Raw genomic sequence first — 18,769 nt, 5'->3', positions numbered from 1 at the left:
TAGTCATCACGACTATAAAGAGAGCGGACGGGCAGCCACAACCCCTCAGGGCCCGAAGACCCGGGAAGATCTGGAGGATCTAGAAGATCTAGAAGACCTAGAGGTCGACTTCCTTCATCAGCATGCCGACCTCCGTGTTGGAGAGCCGCCGCAGCCACCCGGACTTCTGGTCGCCCAGGGTGATCGGCCCGAAGGCCACCCGCACCAGCTTGTCGACCGGGAAGCCCGCCTCGGCGAGCATGCGCCGCACGATGTGCTTGCGGCCCTCGTGCAGCGTGACCTCGACCAGGTAGTTCTTGCCGGTCTGCTCGACGACGCGGAAGTGGTCCGCGCGCGCGTACCCGTCCTCCAGCTGGATGCCGTCCTTGAGCTGCTTGCCCAGGTCGCGCGGGATCGGACCCACGATGTGCGCGAGGTAGGTCTTCTTCACGCCGTACTTCGGGTGGGTCAGGCGGTGGGACAGCTCGCCGTGGTTGGTGAGCAGGATGACGCCCTCGGTCTCCGTGTCCAGGCGCCCCACGTGGAACAGCCGCGTCTCACGGTTGTTCGTGTAGTCGCCCAGGCACTGGCGGCCGTCGGGGTCCTCCATGGTGGCGACGACACCGGCGGGCTTGTTCAGCGCGAAGAACTGGTACGACTGCGTGGCGACGGTCAGCCCGTCGACCTTGATCTCGTCCTTCTCCGGGTCGACGCGCAGCCCCTGCTCCAGGACGATCTCGCCGTTGACCTCGACGCGGGCCTCGTCGACCAGCTCCTCGCAGGCACGGCGCGAGCCGTAGCCCGCACGGGCCAGGACCTTCTGCAGCCGCTCGCCCTCCTGCTCGGCGCCCGGGAAGGTCTTGGGCAGGTTCACCTTGGGCTTGCCCGCGTACCGCTCGCGGTTGCGCTCCTCCTGCCGGGCGTCGTACTCCCGCGAGGTCGCCGGGGCGCCGCCACGACGGCTGCCGCGGGCACCCGCGCCCTGGGACGTGCGGGGGCCGCCCTTGGCGCCGCCGCGCGCGGCCGCGCCCCGGCCCTTCTTGGGCCCGGTGCCGCCGTCGGCGGGGCTCACGTCGTAGCGCCGCTCCTCGGGACGCGGCTTGCTCGGCCTGCCGCTGCCCTGCTTGTCGTCACGGCCATTGCCGGCACCCCGGTAATTGCCGCGGCCGCCGGTGCTTCCCCGGCCGCCGCTGTTGCCGCGGCCGCCGCTGTTGCCACCACGGCTCCCGCCGTTGTTTCCGCTGCTGTTCCTGCCGCTGCTGCTTCGCATCAAAAGTTCCGTCTAGTCGTCTGTGCCCTGGGGGTACTCGTACCCCGGCGCATCGGGTGCGTCCGGGTCGAACGACGGGACACCTTCCAGCGTCTCGGACTCGATCGCGTCCGCCTCGGGGAGGAAGGGCGCGAGCTCCGGGAGCTCGTCAAGGCCGCGCAGGCCCATCCGCTCCAGAAAGTAGTTCGTCGTCCTGTACAGGATCGCACCTGTTTCGGGTTCCGCGCCCGCCTCCTCCACAAGGCCCCTCTGGAGAAGCGTCCGCATCACCCCGTCACAGTTCACCCCGCGCACCGCGGAGACCCGGGAACGGCTGACCGGCTGGCGGTACGCGACGACCGCGAGGGTCTCCAGGGCCGCCTGGGTGAGCCGCGCCTGCTGCCCGTCCAGCACGAAGCCCTCGACCGCGGCGGCGTACTCGGGCCGCGTGTAGAACCGCCAGCCGCCCGCGACGAGCCGCAGCTCGAAGCCGCGCTTCTGCACCGTGTACTCGTCGGCGAGCTCCCGCAGCGCGTCGGCGACCTGGCGCCTCGGCCGCTGCAGGATCTTCGCGAGATGCTCCTCGGTGGCGGGCTCGTCGACGACCATCAGGACGGCCTCCAGGGCCGGCCGCAGCGCCAGCTCCGCGACGGCACCGGCAAGCTCGCCCACAGGACTCTGCGCACTCACGCCTTCTCCTCGTCCTTGACCGGCTCGGGGGCCCGGTCGAACTCATCGGTCACCGTCGGCTCCTCTGCGCCGTCCCCGCCCGTCCAGCGCACCATCAGCTCGCCCAGGGGGTCCTCCTGGTCCAGGGCGACGGCCTTCTCGCGGTACAGCTCCAAAAGCGCGAGGAAGCGCGCGACCACCGTCAGGGTGTCCCCCGCGTCCGCCACGAGCACCTGGAAGCTGGCCTCCCCCTGCTCCCGCAGCCGGGCGACGACGAGCCCCGCCTGCTCCCGCACGGAGACCAGCGGGGCATGGATGTGGTCGACGTACACCTGCGGCTTCGCGCGCGGCTGCATCGCCTTCACGGCGAGCTTGCCGAACCCTTCCGCCCCGATGCTGATGACGACTTCCGGCAGCAGCTCGGCATGGTGCGGCTCGAGCCCCACGGTCCGCGGATAGCGCCGCGCCTCGTCCTCCAGACGCCCGCTGAAGATGTCCGCGATCTGCTTGTACGCGCGGTACTGCAGCAACCGCGCGAACAGCAGGTCCCGCGCTTCGAGCAACGCCAGATCGGCCTCGTCCTCGACCTCGGCGGCGGGCAGCAGCCGCGCCGCCTTGAGGTCGAGCAGCGTGGCGGCGACGACCAGGAACTCGGTCGTCTGGTCCAGGTCCCAGTCGGCCCCCATGGCTCGGATGTGCGCCATGAACTCGTCGGTCACCTTGGACAGCGCCACTTCGGTGACATCGAGCTTGTGCTTCGAGATCAGCTGCAGCAGCAGATCGAAGGGCCCTTCGAAATTCGCGAGCCGAACCTTGAAGCGCCCGTCATCGGGCTCGACCGGCGGGCCAGGCTCTTCCGGCTCCGGCTCCGGCACCAACTCCGGCTCCGGCACCGGCTCCGCGGGAGCCGCCCCTGGCCCACGCCCCAACGTGCGGCGGCGGGCAACGGGGGGCGGTGCGGATTCATCGTTCAGGCGCATCGCCAGGGAACGCTACCCCTACCGCCCACGAAGCCGTCGTACGAGAATGCTCGCGTCCCCGCGGGACTCCAGGTCGGCGAGGACGACGGCGACCGCCTCGCGCACGATCCGCCCGCGGTCGACCGCGAGCCCGTGCTCGCCGCGCAGCACGAGGCGCGCGTGCTCGAGGTCCATCAGTTCCTCGGCGGAGACGTACACGGTGATCTTCTCGTCGTGCCGCTCGCGCCCGCTGGGCCGCCGGTTGGCCGCCCGGGCCCGCCGCCGCGCCTGCGCGGTGGAGGAACCGGCCTTGCCGCCGCCCTGGGTGGACGAACCTTCCTGCGCCGACGACGAGGACGAACGGCGCCCCGCGCCCTTCTCCGCGTCGCCCGCGGCACGGCTGCGGGACTCGCCGGAGCCCGACTCCGCGTCCGTGGCCGCGTGTTCGGCGGGCTCACCGCCGTCGCCCTGTGCGGCGTCGTCCGATGCCGCCGTCTCGTCGCTCTCGCCCGCGGGAGCGGGCACCCGCGCCTCGCCGTTGGCCGGGCGCCGCGGAGACGACGACTGGAGCGCCGTCCCCCCGGTCGTACGGAACAGTTCGTCGGCCCCGGGCAGACTCACTCGGCGTGACACCGGGCGAGCACCTCCCTGGCGAGCTGGCGATAGGCGGCCGCGCCGACCGAGTTGGAGGCGTACGTCGTGATGGGCTCACCGGCGACCGTGGTCTCCGGGAAGCGCACCGTGCGCCCGATGACCGTGTGGTAGACGTGGTCGTCGAAGGCCTCGACCACGCGCGCGAGCACCTCACGGCTGTGCACCGTGCGGGAGTCGTACATGGTCGCGAGGATGCCGTCGAGCTCCAGGTCGGGGTTGAGCCGCTCCTGGACCTTCTCGATGGTCTCCGTCAGGAGGGCCACACCGCGCAGCGCGAAGAACTCGCACTCGAGCGGCACGATCACCTTGTGAGCCGCCGTCAGGGCGTTCACGGTGAGCAGGCCGAGCGAGGGCTGACAGTCGATCACGATGTAGTCGTAGTCCTGCATCAGCGGCTTCAGGGCGCGCTGCAGCGTGGACTCGCGGGCGACCTCGCTCACCAACTGCACTTCGGCGGCGGACAGGTCGATGTTGCTGGGCAGCAGGTCCATGTTCGGGACCGCCGTCTTCAGGAGCACCTCGTCCGCGGACATGCCGCGCTCCATGAGGAGGTTGTAGACCGTCAGGTCCAGCTCCATCGGGTTGACGCCGAGGCCCACGGAGAGTGCGCCCTGCGGGTCGAAGTCGACGAGCAGGACCCGGCGTCCGTACTCGGCGAGCGCGGCGCCCAGGTTGATGGTCGACGTCGTCTTGCCGACGCCGCCCTTCTGGTTGCACATCGCGATGATCTTCGCGGGACCGTGGTCGGTCAGCGGGCCCGGGATCGGGAAGTACGGCAGTGGGCGTCCCGTGGGGCCGATGCGCTCGCGGCGCTGACGGGCGGCGTCCGGCGCGAGCGTGGCCGCGTACTCCGGATCGGGCTCGTACTCGGCGTCGGGGTCGTAGAAGTGCCCCTGGGGCAGTTCCTCGTAGTCGGCGAGGTGGGTGTGGGTGTTATCGCCACTCCGGTCGCCGGCCATGGCGTTCACGTGATGGCCATCCATGCTCTGGGGTGCTGACTGTGTCGGCTGGGGGCTCTGCCTGGCTTCGAAGGTGCGGACAGCGACGGAGCCGACGGCCTCGAGCCCCACGGGTCCTTGGTCCCGCACAGACGTTCCTGGTTGACCACCCCCGGGAGCAAATGTCGACTCATTCACAAGTCGTCTTACCTCCTTGGTGACCAGGAAATTTCTCGATAGGTCAGCGTGGCACCATGCCGACGGTTGGCGACTCTATGGCGTGTCACCGCTCCACAGCAACACAATCCGCCGGACCCGGCCCGATGTGTCGGCAACGGAACGCCCTTGTGTCAAGGGTGTGCGGCTCATCATCGCCACGTTTCAGGGGTGGGCGAAACGGTTAAAGGGTTACGTTCAAGGCGAGTTGAGCGTGTCCACACTGATACGCATACGGCCGGACCCCTCTCAAGGTCCGGCCGTGGGCGTGAGATTGACGACTCTCGTTGACGAAAGCGTCCGGGACCGACCGGAGTCGGTCACCGGGTCAGCCGAGGAGCGACTCCAGCTCGATGTGCTCCAGGCCGTGGGCCTCGGCGACCTCCTTGTAAACGACCTTGCCGTCATGGGTGTTGAGACCCAGGGCCAGCGCCGGGTCGCGGCGCAGGGCCTCGACCCAGCCGCGGTTCGCCAGCTCGACGATGTACGGCATCGTCGCGTTGGTCAGCGCGTAGGTGGAGGTGTTGGGCACCGCGCCGGGCATGTTGGCGACGCAGTAGAAGACCGAGTTGTGGACCGGGAAGGTCGGCTCGGCGTGCGTGGTCGCGTGCGAGTCCTCGAAGCAGCCGCCCTGGTCGATCGCGATGTCGACAAGGACACTTCCCGGCTTCATCCGCGAGACGAGCTCGTTGGTGACCAGCTTCGGGGCCTTGGCGCCCGGGATGAGGACGGCACCGATGACGAGGTCGGCCTCGAGGCAGGCCTTCTCGAGCTCGAAGGCGTTGGAGACGACGGTCTGGATCTTCGTACCGAAGATCTTGTCCGCCTCCTTGAGCTTGTTGATGTCCTTGTCGAGCAGGGTCACGTGGAAGCCCATGCCGATGGCGATCTGCGCGGCGTTCCAGCCGGAGACACCGCCGCCGATGACGACGGCCTTGCCCGCGGCCACACCCGGGACGCCGCCCGGCAGGACGCCGCGGCCGCCGTTGGCGGCCATCAGGTGGTAGGCGCCGACCTGCGGGGCCAGGCGGCCCGCGACCTCGGACATCGGGGCGAGCAGCGGGAGCGCGCGGTTCGCGGTCTCGACCGTCTCGTACGCGATGGCGGTCGTGCCGGACTCCAGGAGCGCGTCCGTGCACTCCTTGGAGGCGGCCAGGTGCAGGTAGGTGAAGAGGGTCTGGTCCTTGCGGAGGCGGTGGTACTCCTCCGCGATGGGCTCCTTGACCTTCAGGAGGAGGTCGGCGGTGGCCCAGACCTCGTCGGCGGTGTCCAGGATCTGGGCACCGGCCGAGACGTACTCGGCGTCCGTGATCGAGGAGCCGACGCCGGCGTTCCGCTCGATGACGACCTGGTGGCCGTGGCGCACCAGCTCGTGCACGCCGGCGGGGGTGATGGCCACCCGGAACTCGTTGTTCTTGACCTCGCGGGGGATGCCGACCTTCATCGTCGATCACGGTCCTTGGCTCAGGGGATTTCTCGGGCAATGCGGTACAGACCGGTGCACACAAGGGCGCAGCGGGGGACGCCACGGATGGACGCGGCGGAGCCAGTCTAATGAAGGATTTCTCGCTGTCTAGCCTTTCAATACTTCAATCTTCCGCAGATGCGCTACGGATTTCGTAGGCGGAAGACCCCGCTCCACCGTTCGATTCAAGCCTCGCGTCCGCCGGGAACTCCGTTCCCAGCATGCGCTCGGCAGCGCCTCTGTGCAGCCGGGCGGCCGCCGGGTCGCCGAGCCGCTCCAGGGTGTCCGCGAGCCTGAGCTGCAGCGCCGCCTGCAGGCGTACGTCCTTGGCGTGCCGCGCCCACTCGACGGCTTCCTGGCAGGTGCGCAGCGACTCCTCGGGCCGCCCCGCGTACTCCTGCACCCGCGCCATCTCGCTCAACGCCCTTGCCTGGGCGGCCACATCGCCGTTCTTGCGGTGCCCGGTGACGGCCGAACTCCAGTTGCGCAGGGCCTCTCCGTAGCGACCCGCGTAGGTGTGCACCGCGCCGATCCGGCCGTAGAGACGGGCCGCGTCGGCGCGCTCGCCACGGGCCAGGCGCTGGGCCAGCGCCCTGCCGTACCAGTCCGAGGCCCGCGGCCAGTCCCCCAGCTCCTGATAGGTGCCGCCTACGGATTCCATCGCGCGCCCGATGGCGTACGGATCGCCCGCCGCCCGTCCCGCGTCGAGCGCCGCACGGTAGCGGGCCAGGGCGTCGCGCGTCCGTCCCGTCTGCGCGTCCAGGTCGGCGAGGTTCAGCAGCGCGGCGGCCTGCTCGCGCGGCAGGTTCCGCCGCTCGGCCACGCCGAGGACCAGCTGGTGGATGCCGTACAGCTCGGGAGCCGCGTCCTCCTTGCCGCGGTGGGCGACAAGGGCCCGCGTCAGGGCCGCCATCAGGCGCCGCGCGAGGGTGTCAAGATCCCCGTCGGCCACCGCGAGCCGGGCGGCGGCGAGCAGTGCGGGCTGCCGGATCCGCAGCCACTCGGCGGCGGCGCCCGCGGAGGGGAAGCGCAGCGCCCGCGGCAGCCCCGCGAGCTTCTTGCGGGCGGCCGAGCCCTCGGGCTCGGTGACCGCACGGCAGGACTGCAGCAGCCGCACGGTCCGCTCCAGCATCCGGGCCCTGGCCAGCTGCACCTCGGCGGGGCGGTCCTGGCTCTCGGTGCGGGAGCGCAGCAGCGGCACCAGGCAGCCCGGCACCTCGTACTGCGGAAGCGGCGAGTCCACGGCGCGCACCAGGCCGAGCGCCACGAAGTCGTCGAGGGTCGTACGGGCCGCGGAGACCGAGCAGCCCGCGAGCGCGGACGCGGTGTGCGGGTCGACGTGGCCGGCCGGGGCGAGCGAGAGGAATCGCAGTATCCGCGCGGCGGGCCCGGGCAGCGATGCGTACGTGTGGGAGAAGACACGCGCGAGGGCGGACCCCTCGTCCGGCATGTCGTGCACCTGCTTGGCCAGATCGGCGACGGCGGCCTTGGGCCGCACGGAGAGCCAGCCGCCCGCGAGGACCAGCGCCTGGGGGTGCGCCGCGCACGCCTCGACCAGGCTCTCGGCCGAGCGCGGGTCGACGGTGATGCGCACGGCGCCCGCAGCGCGGGCGAGCAGTTCGACGGCGGCCCCTTTGTCCAGGCCGCCGAGCGTGCAGGGCCGCACGTCGGGGATGCCGGTGAGCGGCCCGTCGGAGACGGCGACGACGAGACAGTCGGGGGTGTCGGGGAGCAGCGGGTCGACCTGCTCGGCGTCCGCCGCGTCGTCGAGGAACAGCAGCGCCCTGCGGTCCGCGAGCGCGTCCCTGAGCGCGGCGGAGAGGTCGTCCTCGCAGGCGCCGGGCGGCGCGGGCACGGCCAGCGCGTCGAGCAGTTCACGGGCGGTGCGTTCGGTGGGCACCCGCGCGCCGTCGGGCTCGGTGAGGCGGGCCCGCAGCACCCCGTCGGGGTAGTCGCCCGCGAGCTGCCGCGTCAGTTCCGCGGCGAGCGAGGTGCGGCCGGTTCCGGGCTGGCCCGCGATCAGCAGGACGCGCGCGCGGGGTGCCTTGCGGCCCGAGAGGGTGTCGAGTCCTGCCCGGTCGATGTCGGCGCGGAGTTCCTTCAACTCCCGGCGCCTGCCCACGAACTGAGTCTCTGTCGGCCCGGCCGCGGCACTCGCGGGCGACGGCACCGCGCCGCCCGCCGCCGCACCGTCCGTGTCGACCGCCTGATCCGTCACGGGCCACGCTCCCGTCCGCCTGCACGAACCCGCCGGGACTCCGGGCGGGACGCTTTCAGAGCCTAGTTCAGGCCCTGCGGCCCACCCGGCCGCGCGGCGCGCACAAGTCGCCCGATCGGATCAGTGGATCGTCATACGAGACCTCGTGACGGTCGGCCTCAGACCTCGAAGGGCCGCGCGGGCCAGGGCGCCTCGGCCGGGCGCAGCGCGTCGACGCCGTCTCCGTTGAGCGCCGCGCAGAGCGAAAGGACGCCCACCACGAGGCAGTTGTTGTGCAGCTCTCCGGCGAGCACACCGCGTACGAGTTCTTCGAGGGGCACCCGGGCGAGCTCCATGTCGGCCTCCTCCTCGGAGACCTCGAAGCGCTCGCCCTCGGCCTCGGAGAGGTCACGGGCGAGGAAGACGCGCACGGCCTCGTCGCAGCCGCCGGGGGTGGTGTAGACGTCGGTGAGCACGCGCCAGTCCTCGGCCTTGACGTGCGCCTCTTCGTAGAGCTCGCGCTGGGCGGCGTGCAGCGGGTTCTCGCCGGGGATGTCGAGCAGCCCGGCGGGGATCTCCCAGAGCTTCTCGCGGACGGGGTGGCGGTACTGGCGGATGACCAGGACGCGGCCCGCGTCGTCGAGTGCGAGGACGGCCACCGAGCCGGGGTGCACCTGGTAGTCGCGGCGCACGACGGATCCGTCGGGCATGACCACGTCGTCGGTGCGTACGGAGGTCTTGTTCCCGACGAACGGCGTCTGGGTCGCCGTGACCTGCCACTCCTCGGCGGTGTCCTTGATCGTCATGTCGCTCTGTCCTCCCACACGTGCAAACAGAAACCGGGGCACGCGCCTCATAAGGCACGCACCCCGGCAACCGTATCGCCCTGGTGTTACTTGCCGGACTTGGCGCCCGTCTTGCACTCGACGGCCGCCTTCACCAGGCCGGCGAAGAGCGGGTGCGGACGCGTCGGGCGCGAGCGCAGCTCCGGGTGGGCCTGCGTGGCGACCAGGTAGGGGTGCACCTCACGCGGGTACTCGACGTACTCGACGAGCTTGCCGTCCGGGGAGGTGCCGGAGAACTGCAGACCGGCCTTCTTCTCCAGCTCGGCGCGGTAGGCGTTGTTCACCTCGTAACGGTGACGGTGGCGCTCCTCGACGTACTCCTTGCCGTCGTACACCTCACGCGCGATGGAGCCCTCGGCGAGCTTCGCCGGGTACATGCCCAGGCGCATCGTGCCGCCCATGTCGCCCTCGCCCGCGACGATGTCGAGCTGCTCGGCCATGGTGGAGATCACCGGGTGGGCGGTGGCGGCGTCGAACTCGGTGGAGTTGGCGTCGGGGATGTCCGCGAGGTTGCGGGCGGCCTCGATGACGATGCACTGCAGGCCGAGGCAGATGCCGAGCAGCGGCACCTTGTTCTCGCGGGCGTACTGGATCGCGCCGACCTTGCCGGAGACACCGCGGTCGCCGAAGCCGCCGGGGATCAGGATCGCGTCGACGTCACCGAGCTGCTTCTTGGCGCCCGCCGGGGTCTTGCAGTCGTCCGAGGTGACCCACTTGACCTTGACGCGGGCCTTGTTGGCGAAGCCGCCCGCGCGCATCGCCTCGGTGATCGAGAGGTAGGCGTCGGGCAGGTCGATGTACTTGCCGACCAGGGCGACGGTGACCTCGTGCTTCGGGTTGTGCACGCGGTCGAGCAGGTCGTCCCACTGGGTCCAGTCGACGTCGCGGAACGGCAGGTCGAGCTTGCGCACCACGTAGGCGTCGAGGCCCTCGGTGTGCAGGACCTTCGGGATGTCGTAGATCGACTTGGCGTCGATGGCGGCGACGACCGCGGCCTCGTCCACGTCGCACATCAGCGAGATCTTGCGCTTGATGGCGGTGGGCACCTCGCGGTCGGCACGCAGCACGATCGCGTCGGGCTGGATGCCGATGTTGCGCAGGGCGGCGACCGAGTGCTGGGTCGGCTTGGTCTTCAGCTCGCCGGAGGGGCCGATGTACGGGAGCAGCGAGATGTGCACGACGAAGACGTTGTCGCGGCCGACCTCGTGGCGGACCTGGCGGACGGTCTCCAGGAACGGAAGGGATTCGATGTCGCCCACCGTGCCGCCGACCTCGGTGATCACGACGTCGACGTCGTCCGTGGCCATGCGGCGGATGCGGTGCTTGATCTCGTTGGTGATGTGCGGGATGACCTGGACGGTGTCGCCGAGGTACTCGCCGCGCCGCTCCTTGGCGATCACCTGGGAGTAGACCTGGCCGGTGGTCACGTTCGCGGAGCCGTCGAGGTCGACGTCGAGGAAGCGCTCGTAGTGGCCGATGTCCAGGTCGGTCTCGGCGCCGTCGTTGGTGACGAACACCTCGCCGTGCTGGAAGGGGTTCATCGTGCCCGGGTCGACGTTCAGGTACGGGTCGAGCTTCTGCATCGTGACGCGCAGGCCACGCGCCTTGAGGAGCGCACCCAGGCTGGAGGCAGTCAGACCCTTGCCGAGGGAAGAGGCGACACCCCCGGTGACGAAGATGTGCTTGGTCGTCGTGGATTTGGGCTGCATGGCCAAGAGGGGGCTCCCGTGGTCGCGGTCTGGAGGGTGCGTACCGGCGCCCTCACCAGGGATTCGGGGGAGGTGCCGTCGCTGCGGTTCGGGGGTTCTATGACCACCGGCTCACGGGCTACCAGGGTATCAGCGACGGGACGGGCCTGCTTCCGGCCACGCTCCGCCACGGAGCGCACACACGACGGTCACGAGACCCGCACGCCCCGCGCGTCGGCCCGGGCACCGCCCCTCACCAGGCGTTCACCCGTTCGGCGGAGCCGCGTTGTCCGGAGGGGCGCGCGGATCACTAGGGTGCGTCGTATCCTGCTCGGACACTCGCTGCCGAGCCCCCTCCGGCACACGGCATCACCCCGCCCTGCATCCGGAACAAGCGCTCGTCAACGATCACTTGACCGCTGACCAGTAAGCGCCCCGCGGGGCGAACGTGGCCGTTCGACTGGAGATGCACGTGGCCGGGCGCATCGAGGACTACGCACTCATCGGAGACATGCAGACCGCTGCCCTGGTCTGCCGGGACGGCACAGTCGACTGGCTGTGCCTGCCCCGCTTCGACTCCCACGCCGTTTTCGCCGGCCTGTTGGGCACCGAGGAGCACGGCTTCTGGCGCCTCGGGCCCGCACACACCCCGGACGCGCAGCCACCGGCTGCCGCGCGCCGCACCTATCGCGGCGACTCCCTGGTGCTCGAATCCGAGTGGGACACCCCCCGCGGCACCGTCCGCGTGATCGACTTCATGCCGCCGCGCGACACCGACGCCCCGCAGCTGGTGCGGATCGTCGAGGGCGTCAGCGGCCGCGTCCCGATGCGCTCCGCGCTGAGGATGCGTTTCAGCTATGGCCGTGTGGTGCCCTGGGTGCACAAGGTCGACGGGCGCACGGTGGCCGTCGCGGGCCCCGATTCCGTCTGGCTGGACACGTCCGCCGAGACCTTCGGCAAGGACCTGACCACGTACTCGGACTTCACGGTCGCGCCGGGCGACCGGATCGCGTTCACCATCTCGTGGCAGCCCTCGCACAAGGAGCCGCCCGCCCTTCCGGAGCCCGAGGCGGCGCTCACCGCCACGGAGACCTTCTGGCGGGAGTGGGTCGAGCACTGTACGTACCACGGCCCCTACCGCGAGGCCGTGGTCCGCTCGCTGATCACGCTGAAGGCGCTCACGTACGCGCCCACCGGCGGGATCGTCGCGGCGCCCACCACCTCCCTGCCCGAGGACATCGGGGGCTCCCGCAACTGGGACTACCGCTTCACATGGCTGCGCGACGCCGCGATCACGCTCTCCTCGCTGCTGCGCACCGGCTACCGCGAGGAGGCCCGCGCCTGGCGCGAGTGGCTCCTTCGGGCGGTCGCGGGCGACCCGGAGAACCTGCAGATCATGTACGGCATCGCGGGCGAGCGCGAGCTCGGCGAGACAGAGCTGGACTGGCTTCCGGGGTACGAGGACTCGCAGCCGGTACGGGCGGGCAACGGCGCCGCGCACCAGCTGCAGCTCGACGTGTACGGCGAAGTCACCGAGGCCCTGCACCTGGCCCATATGACGGGCCTCGCCCGCAACGACTACGCCTCGCTGCTCCAGCTCAAGCTGATCCGCTACCTGGAGACGCACTGGGACCAGCCGGACGAGGGCATCTGGGAGGTGCGAGGACCTCGCCGCCACTTCGTGCACTCCAAGGTGATGGTCTGGGTCGCCGTCGACCGCACGATCAAGCTCATCGAGTCCGGCGACGCGGACGGCCCCCTGGAGAAGTGGCGCGAGCTGCGCGACGACATCCACCGGGACGTGTGCGAGAAGGGCTACGACAAGGAGCGGAACACCTTCACGCAGTCGTACGGCTCCAAGGAGCTGGACGCCTCGCTGCTGCTGATTCCGCAGATGGGCTTCCTGCCGCCCGACGACAAGCGCGTCATCGGCACGATCGAGGCGATCCAGCGCGAGCTCTCCACGTCGGACGGCTTCATCCTGCGCTACCCGACGACCGGTGACGACGCGGGCGTGGACGGCCTCGAAGGCGACGAAGGGGCGTTCCTCGCCTGCTCGTTCTGGATGGCCGACGACCTCGCGATGATCGGCAGGGTCGACGAGGCCCGCAAGCTCTTCGAGAAGCTCCTCGCGCTCCGCAACGACCTGGGGCTGCTCGCCGAGGAGTGGGATCCGCGGCTGCAGCGCCAGGTCGGCAACTTCCCGCAGGCGTTCAGCCACGTGCCGCTGATCGACACGGCACTGCGGCTCACGGCTTCGGGGGCGTACGGCGGCTGACGCCGCCCGCACCTGTGCTCAGGTCAGAGCTTCTTCGGTGCGTTCGGCCGCGTCCTCAAGGACGACGCGGCCGATGACCTCGTACCGCAAGGGCCTGTGGGCCTTCAGGTACCAACCGAGGCCAATGCCGCCGAAGAAGACCAGGCCGACGATCCACGGGATGGCTTTGAAGAAGAGCGAGTCGGCCGCGGCACCGGCCGCCGTGTCCATGTTGACGACGAGCAGCACGACGACGGCGCTCATGCCGACGCCGCCGAGCAGCGGGGCGAGCAGGGTCTTGAACCAGTGCCGGTCCTCGGGGTGGTTGCGCCGGAAGTAGCCGATCACCGCGAAGGAGCACAGGGTCTGCACGATGAGGATCGCCATCGTGCCGAGGATCGCGAGCAGCGTGTAGAGGTGGACGTACGGATCGAGTCCGGCGAGCCAGAAGGCGGCCACGAGCACGACGGCGATGACGGACTGGACGTACGAGGCGATGTACGGCGAGCCGTGCGCGGGGTGTGTGCGGCCGAGGGCGCGATGCAGCAGGCCCTCGCGCCCGATCGCGTACAGATAGCGGGCCGCGCACTGGTGGAAGGCCATGCCGCAGGCGAACGAGCCCGTGATCAGCAGCCATTGGAAGGTGTCGACCGCCCAGGCGCCGATGAAGCCGTGCGCGGGGTCGAAGAAGAGGTCGAGCGGGCTTGCGGACTGCGAGACGCGCACGGCGCCGGTCAATCCGTTGCCCGCGATCGTCATCCAGGAGACGTAGATGTAGAAGAGGCCGACGCCGACGACCGAGACGAGGGTCGCGCGGGGGATGACGCGCTTGGGGTCGCGGGACTCCTCGCCGTACATCGCGGTCGATTCGAAGCCGACCCAGGACCAGAAGGCGAAGAACAGGCCGAGCCCGGCGGAGGTGCCGGTGAAGGCGTTCTTCGGGTTGACCGGTTCGAGGGGGATTCCGTCGGGGCCGCCGCCCTGGACCAGGACGGCGGTGGCGACCGCGAAGAGGACGGCGATCTCCGCGACGAGCATCACGCCGAGCGCCTTCGCGGTGAGGTTGATGTCGAAGTACGCGAGGACGGCCGTCACGGCCAGCATCCCGGCCGCGTACACGATCCACGGCACGTCGACGCCGAGCTGATCGAGGACGGTGGTCCGCGCGAAGTACGCGAAGACGCCCACGATCGACGCCTCGAAGACGATGTACGCGAGGACGGCGAGCAGCCCCGACGCCAGGCCCGCGACGCGGCCGAGGCCGTGCGAGATATAGCCGTAGAAGGCGCCCGCTGCGGTGATGCGCCGGGCCATGGCGACGTATCCGACGGAGAACACCGTCAGGACGAGCGTCGCGAAGAGGTAGCCGGCGGGGGCTCCGGTGCCGTTGCCCGCGCCGACGGCGATCGGGAGGTTGCCGGTCATCGCCGTGATGGGCGCCGCGGTGGCGACCGCCATGAAGACGACGCCGACGACCCCGACGGAGTTCGCCTTGAGGCGGTGGACCTCGGGTGTGGTTGGTTGCTCTGACATGGCGGGCACCTTGCCGTCGAGTGACGTACGCCACAAGCGGCAGGGGGTCGCACAATTGCCGCGCGGAAGCGACGAGTTGTCGGGCCGCGAGGGCCCCGGACCACCACCGTGACCCGCCTGAGATATCGCCAGAACGTGTGCCCCGGTAGCGTCCGCGCCATGGAAAGTCAGGGCACTCAGGGCGGCATCACCGTGCAGCGCGCGCTGGAACTGCCGGGGTTGCGCAGCGGCCTCCCCGAGGTCGTCGCGGGCTCGGAGCGGCTGCAGCGGACCGTGCGGTGGGTCCACGCGGGCGAGGTGCCCAACATCGCCTCCCTGCTCAAGGGCGGCGAACTGCTGCTCACCACCGGGCTCGGGCTCGGTGCGCGCCCCGCCGAACAGCGTGCCTTCGTGCGCAACCTCGCCGAGCGCGGCATCGCGGCCCTGGTGGTCGAGCTGGGCCCGCGCTTCACCCGGCTGCCCGCGGCGATCGTGGACACGGCGCGGGCGGCCGGCCTCCCGCTGGTGCAGCTGCACCGCGAGGTGCCCTTCGTGACGGTCACCGAAGAGGTGCACACCGAGATCGTCAACGGCCACTACGCGCTGCTCCAGCGGGCCGAGGAGGTGCACAGACGCTGCACGGAGGCGCTGCTCGGCGGGGGCGGCGTGCCTCAAGTCCTCGGCATCCTCGCGGAGTTCAGCGGCAACCCGGTGTTCCTTGAGACGGCGGACGGGCAGCTCCTGTACGCCGCGGGCGCGAGCACCGAGTGCGCCGATCCGCTGCAGGTGTGGGAGGGGCTGCGCGGGCACCGCAAGGACGGGCCGCCCGCGGGCGCGGTCCTCGTCGACGTGCCGGGCGGCGGGCCCGGCACGGGCTCGGTGCGGGCCAGGCTCGTGCTGCTCGCCGTGGAGTCCGCGCCGCTGCCCGTGCACCGCATCGCCGCGGAGCGGGCCGCGGGCAGCCTCGCGGTGGTCCTGATGCAGGCCCGCCAGGAGGAGGAGCTCGCGGCGCGCGGCCGCGGCGACTTCCTCACCGACCTCGCGGAGGGCCGGATCGCGGCCGACGACGCCCCCGCACAGGCCCGTGTACTCGGCTTCAAGCCGGGCGAGAGCCCGCTCCTGCCGGTCGTGATGCGGCTCGCCGACGGGCTGCCGACCGGCGGCGCCTGGGCGGTCCTCGCACGCGCGGTCGCCGAGGAGCTGGCGTCGGTGGGAGTGCCGGTGCTCCTGGGCGTACGCCCCGTCGAGGGCCGCGTGCCGCTGCTGCTCGGGCTGCGCTCGGAGTCGGAGCGCACCGCGGTGGCCGACCGCGTCGCCGCCGCGCTGCGGGCCGGAGTGGAGCGGGCCGGGATGCAGCGGCCCGGGGCGCAGCCGCCGGTCGTCGTGGTCGGGGTCGCGGGCGGCTGGGCCGCGGCGTCCGCGGGCCTGCGGCACGCGGCGGAGACGGCGGCGGCCGCGCAGGGCCTGTCCGACCGCCCCTGGTACGACGCGCGGCGGCTCGACATCGACCTGCTCCTGTGGCGGCTGCGGGACCATCCCGACCTGGCGGCGTTCGTGGACCGTGCGATCGGCCCGCTGCGCGCCCACGACGAGCGGTCAAGGCCGCCGCTCCTGCCCACGCTCCAGACGTACTTGGCGCACGCGGGCCGCAAGGCGGAGACGGCGCGCGAACTCCACCTGAACCGGCAGACCCTGTACAACCGCCTGGCCCGGATCAGCGAACTCCTGGGCACGGACCTCGACGACCCCCAGACGGTGCTCGCCCTGAGCCTGGCCCTGCGGGCGCGCCGCCACGTGCTGTGAGGCGCCTCAGCTGTACGGCAGCGGCTGGGTCAACTCGTCGTACACGCTGAGCACTTGGGTGACCGTTTCGTCCTCCGTCGGCCATGTGGCGGCCTGCGCCGCGCCCCTGGCCTTCAGCTCGCCCCTGCGCACCGGGTCGGCGAGCAGCCGGGCGACGGCGGTGCCGAGGGCCTCCGCGTCGGCGTACGGGACGAGTTCGGCGGCGTCGCCGACCAGTTCGGGGACACCGCCGACGGCCGTCGCCACCAGCGGCACGCGCGCGTGCAGGGCTTCCTGCGCGAGGACGGAACGGGACTCCCAACTGCTGGGCACCACCGCGAGATCGGCGGCCGCGAGCAGCTCGGGCACGTCGTCGCGCCGCCCGACGAGCCGGGCGGGCAGCCCCTCCGCCTCGATGCGCCGCTGCAGGACGGCCCGTTCGGGCCCCTCCCCCGCGACGACGAGCAGCGGCAGCGGATCCAGGTGCCGCCACACGCGCGTGGCGTCCAGGAGGTGGTCGTAGCCGCGGTGCCGTTCGAGGGCGCCGACGGCCAGGATCAACGGCCGGTCCACGGCGCCGAGTTCGGCGCGGGCCTTGTGACGGACCGATTCGGGTTCCTCGACGGCCGCATCGGCCTCGGGGCGGCGCGGCGCGGGCAGCGCGATCGCCGCGAGACGGGCGTCCCGCGCGCCCCTGCTGCGCGCCCGGTCGACGAGATCCGACGAGGTGCCGAGGACCACGGCGGCCGCCCTGGCCACGCGCCGCTCCAGAAGGCGCAGGACGCGGGCACGGGCGCCCTCCGCGTGCGAGCGGGTGTGCCAGGTGACGACGAGCGGGGTGCGGCGTCCGGTCAGCGCGACGGACGCGCGCAGGGCGGCGTGCAGGCCGTGCGCGTGGACGAGATCGGCCTCGGCGCAGGCCGCGCGCAGGGCGGCGACGGAGGCGGGATCGCCGCTCCGCGGCACGGGGACGTGCCGGGCGCCCGTGCTCGCGAAGTCGTATGCGAGGGCCGCCTCTTCGGGGGCGCACACGGTGACCCGCACGCCCCGGGCGGCGAGTCCCGCGGCCAGCGATCTGACGTGCGCGCTGCTGCCCGCGCTGCCGCCGCCGAGGACTTGAACGGTGTGCAGTGACGTCTGTCCGTGCGGCGAGTGGCTGCTCACGTGGCTCACGTGGCCGGGACTCCTGAGTCTGCGTCGGGGTGCTCGGGCGGGTCGGGCAGATGCTGCGCCAAGGATGCCAGCCCGCACGGGCGTTCCGGCACCGCCGAAAGGTCACTTCCGCGTTTGGAGGGGCAACTCAGGGCCTGGGATCACCCACACGGGTGAGGGTCGCCGTGTTTGTGCGGACGGCAGGAGTGGAAGCGAACGCGCTCACCCGGTCCCCGTAGACCGCCGCGGCCACCAGTGCGGCGGCGTGCGCGGCGAGGCCGAGGCGTCCATTGCCCGCGACGACGGCGGTGCCCAGCGCCGCACCCAGGGCATGCGCCCCGGCGTCGCCGAGCATCGCGCGCTCGCCGATGTCGTCGGGGAGCACGGCAGCGGCCGCGCCCATCGAGGCCGCGGCGACGACCGCGCCGGGGCCCTTGCGCAGCAGCCCCGGTGCCGCGAGGGCCAGCACGGTCCCGGCGGCCCTTCCCGGGCGTACGTCGACGAGATTCACGAAGTGCGCGGCGCCCGCGACGACCACACCCGCGAGCAGCCGGTCCACGGGGCGCTCCTTGAGCAGCGCACCGGCGGCGAGGCCCGCGGCCGAGACGCCGAACAGCTTCACGGCGCCGCTGGTCACCTCGCCCTGCCGCAGCGCCCCCAGATGCGCCCGGAACCCGCGGCGCGGATCACCGGCCCCCGCCATGTCGTCGTACGTCCCGCAGGCGCCTGCCGCGAGCACGGCCAGTGTCGCGGCGGCGCGGGGTCTGGCGGGCAGCGCGCTCACGCCGATCGCTGTGCCGACGGCGGCGGCCGGTCCCGCGTACAACTCCACGGTCCGCCCCGCGTAGTTCTTCCGCTCCCACCGGCCCGCCCCGCCCGGCGCCCACGCCCGCAGCACGGCGGCCCCTGCGCGTGCGGCGACCCCGGCCCCCACGAGGGCCCCGCCCCACCGCCCCAAACCTCGCTCACCCATCCCCGAACCCTACGCCCCACCCACACCCGGCCTCCCGCCTCCGTTCACGCCCCCCGGCGACGTGGGCTGTGCCCACCCGTGCCGCCCTGCGGCACGCCTGCCCACAGCGGCGGGGCCTGCGGCGGCGCTGGGGTGGGGTGGGTGGGTGGAAGCGGGGGCACACGCGCCCCCGGGCCTGCGGGGGGGTGCCCCTATGACTTCGGTCAAGGGGCTGGGGCGGTTTGGGGTTGGTAG

Annotated in this window: 14 protein-coding genes; 2 read left to right on the top strand and 12 right to left on the bottom strand. The window is 71.8% G+C overall.

Features of this window, described 5'->3' with window-relative positions; genetic code table 11:
• Positions 1-97 precede the first annotated feature (97 nt).
• The 9 genes from ACFWZ2_RS16190 to ACFWZ2_RS16150 all read right to left on the bottom strand — a co-directional run bounded on the left by ACFWZ2_RS16190 (position 98) and on the right by ACFWZ2_RS16150 (position 10,880).
• Positions 98-1,249, bottom strand: a complete 1,152-nt coding sequence (locus ACFWZ2_RS16190; RefSeq protein ID WP_384546007.1) for a pseudouridine synthase — start codon at positions 1,247-1,249, stop codon at positions 98-100.
• Positions 1,250-1,261: 12 nt separating this feature from the next.
• Positions 1,262-1,918 (bottom strand): SMC-Scp complex subunit ScpB, encoded by a 657-nt coding sequence (scpB, locus tag ACFWZ2_RS16185; RefSeq protein WP_384546005.1) that lies wholly within the window; start codon positions 1,916-1,918, stop codon positions 1,262-1,264.
• On the bottom strand, positions 1,915-2,877 hold the full coding sequence (locus ACFWZ2_RS16180; protein WP_384546003.1) for a segregation and condensation protein A: 963 nt from the start codon (positions 2,875-2,877) through the stop codon (positions 1,915-1,917). Before ACFWZ2_RS16180 ends, scpB begins: the two co-directional genes overlap by 4 nt.
• Before the next feature lie 18 nt (positions 2,878-2,895).
• A complete protein-coding gene (locus ACFWZ2_RS16175) occupies positions 2,896-3,489 on the bottom strand; it encodes a hypothetical protein (RefSeq protein WP_384546002.1) in 594 nt (197 codons plus the stop codon).
• Positions 3,474-4,646, bottom strand: coding sequence for a ParA family protein (locus ACFWZ2_RS16170; RefSeq protein ID WP_384546000.1), 1,173 nt, complete (start codon positions 4,644-4,646; stop codon positions 3,474-3,476). The genes ACFWZ2_RS16175 and ACFWZ2_RS16170 overlap by 16 nt, the downstream gene beginning before the upstream one ends.
• Before the next feature lie 346 nt (positions 4,647-4,992).
• Positions 4,993-6,108: an alanine dehydrogenase gene (ald, locus tag ACFWZ2_RS16165; RefSeq protein WP_362326961.1), complete on the bottom strand. Its 1,116-nt coding sequence runs from the start codon at positions 6,106-6,108 to the stop codon at positions 4,993-4,995.
• Positions 6,109-6,253: 145 nt separating this feature from the next.
• A complete protein-coding gene (locus ACFWZ2_RS16160; RefSeq protein ID WP_384545998.1) occupies positions 6,254-8,347 on the bottom strand; it encodes a tetratricopeptide repeat protein in 2,094 nt (697 codons plus the stop codon).
• Between the two features lie 158 nt (positions 8,348-8,505).
• Complete coding sequence (locus tag ACFWZ2_RS16155) at positions 8,506-9,132, bottom strand: NUDIX domain-containing protein (protein WP_384545997.1); 627 nt, start codon at positions 9,130-9,132, stop codon at positions 8,506-8,508.
• 86 nt (positions 9,133-9,218) lie between these two features.
• A complete protein-coding gene (locus tag ACFWZ2_RS16150; protein ID WP_384545995.1) occupies positions 9,219-10,880 on the bottom strand; it encodes a CTP synthase in 1,662 nt (553 codons plus the stop codon).
• A gap of 445 nt (positions 10,881-11,325) precedes the next feature.
• Between ACFWZ2_RS16150 and ACFWZ2_RS16145 the strand changes: the two genes are divergently transcribed.
• A complete protein-coding gene (locus ACFWZ2_RS16145) occupies positions 11,326-13,137 on the top strand; it encodes a glycoside hydrolase family 15 protein (protein ID WP_384546259.1) in 1,812 nt (603 codons plus the stop codon).
• Positions 13,138-13,155: 18 nt separating this feature from the next.
• Here the strand turns inward: ACFWZ2_RS16145 and ACFWZ2_RS16140 are convergent, their stop codons facing one another.
• Entirely contained in the window at positions 13,156-14,649 is a 1,494-nt protein-coding gene (locus ACFWZ2_RS16140) for an APC family permease (protein ID WP_384545993.1), read from the bottom strand.
• Between the two features lie 159 nt (positions 14,650-14,808).
• On the opposite strand from ACFWZ2_RS16140, the gene ACFWZ2_RS16135 reads away from it, so the two are divergent.
• Positions 14,809-16,431, top strand: coding sequence for a PucR family transcriptional regulator (locus ACFWZ2_RS16135; protein ID WP_384545992.1), 1,623 nt, complete (start codon positions 14,809-14,811; stop codon positions 16,429-16,431).
• Between the two features lie 6 nt (positions 16,432-16,437).
• Here the strand turns inward: ACFWZ2_RS16135 and ACFWZ2_RS16130 are convergent, their stop codons facing one another.
• Positions 16,438-17,583: a glycosyltransferase family 4 protein gene (locus tag ACFWZ2_RS16130; protein WP_384545990.1), complete on the bottom strand. Its 1,146-nt coding sequence runs from the start codon at positions 17,581-17,583 to the stop codon at positions 16,438-16,440.
• 127 nt (positions 17,584-17,710) lie between these two features.
• Positions 17,711-18,535 carry a hypothetical protein gene (locus ACFWZ2_RS16125; protein ID WP_384545989.1) on the bottom strand — a complete coding sequence of 275 codons (825 nt, stop codon included), beginning with the start codon at positions 18,533-18,535 and terminating at the stop codon, positions 17,711-17,713.
• Positions 18,536-18,769: the final 234 nt, after the last annotated feature.

The organism is Streptomyces sp. NPDC059002 (assembly GCF_042740435.1).
Taxonomy (GTDB): Bacteria; Actinomycetota; Actinomycetes; order Streptomycetales; family Streptomycetaceae; genus Streptomyces.
Note: the sequence above shows the minus strand (reverse complement) of the source record. Positions and strands in the feature narration are given on the sequence as shown.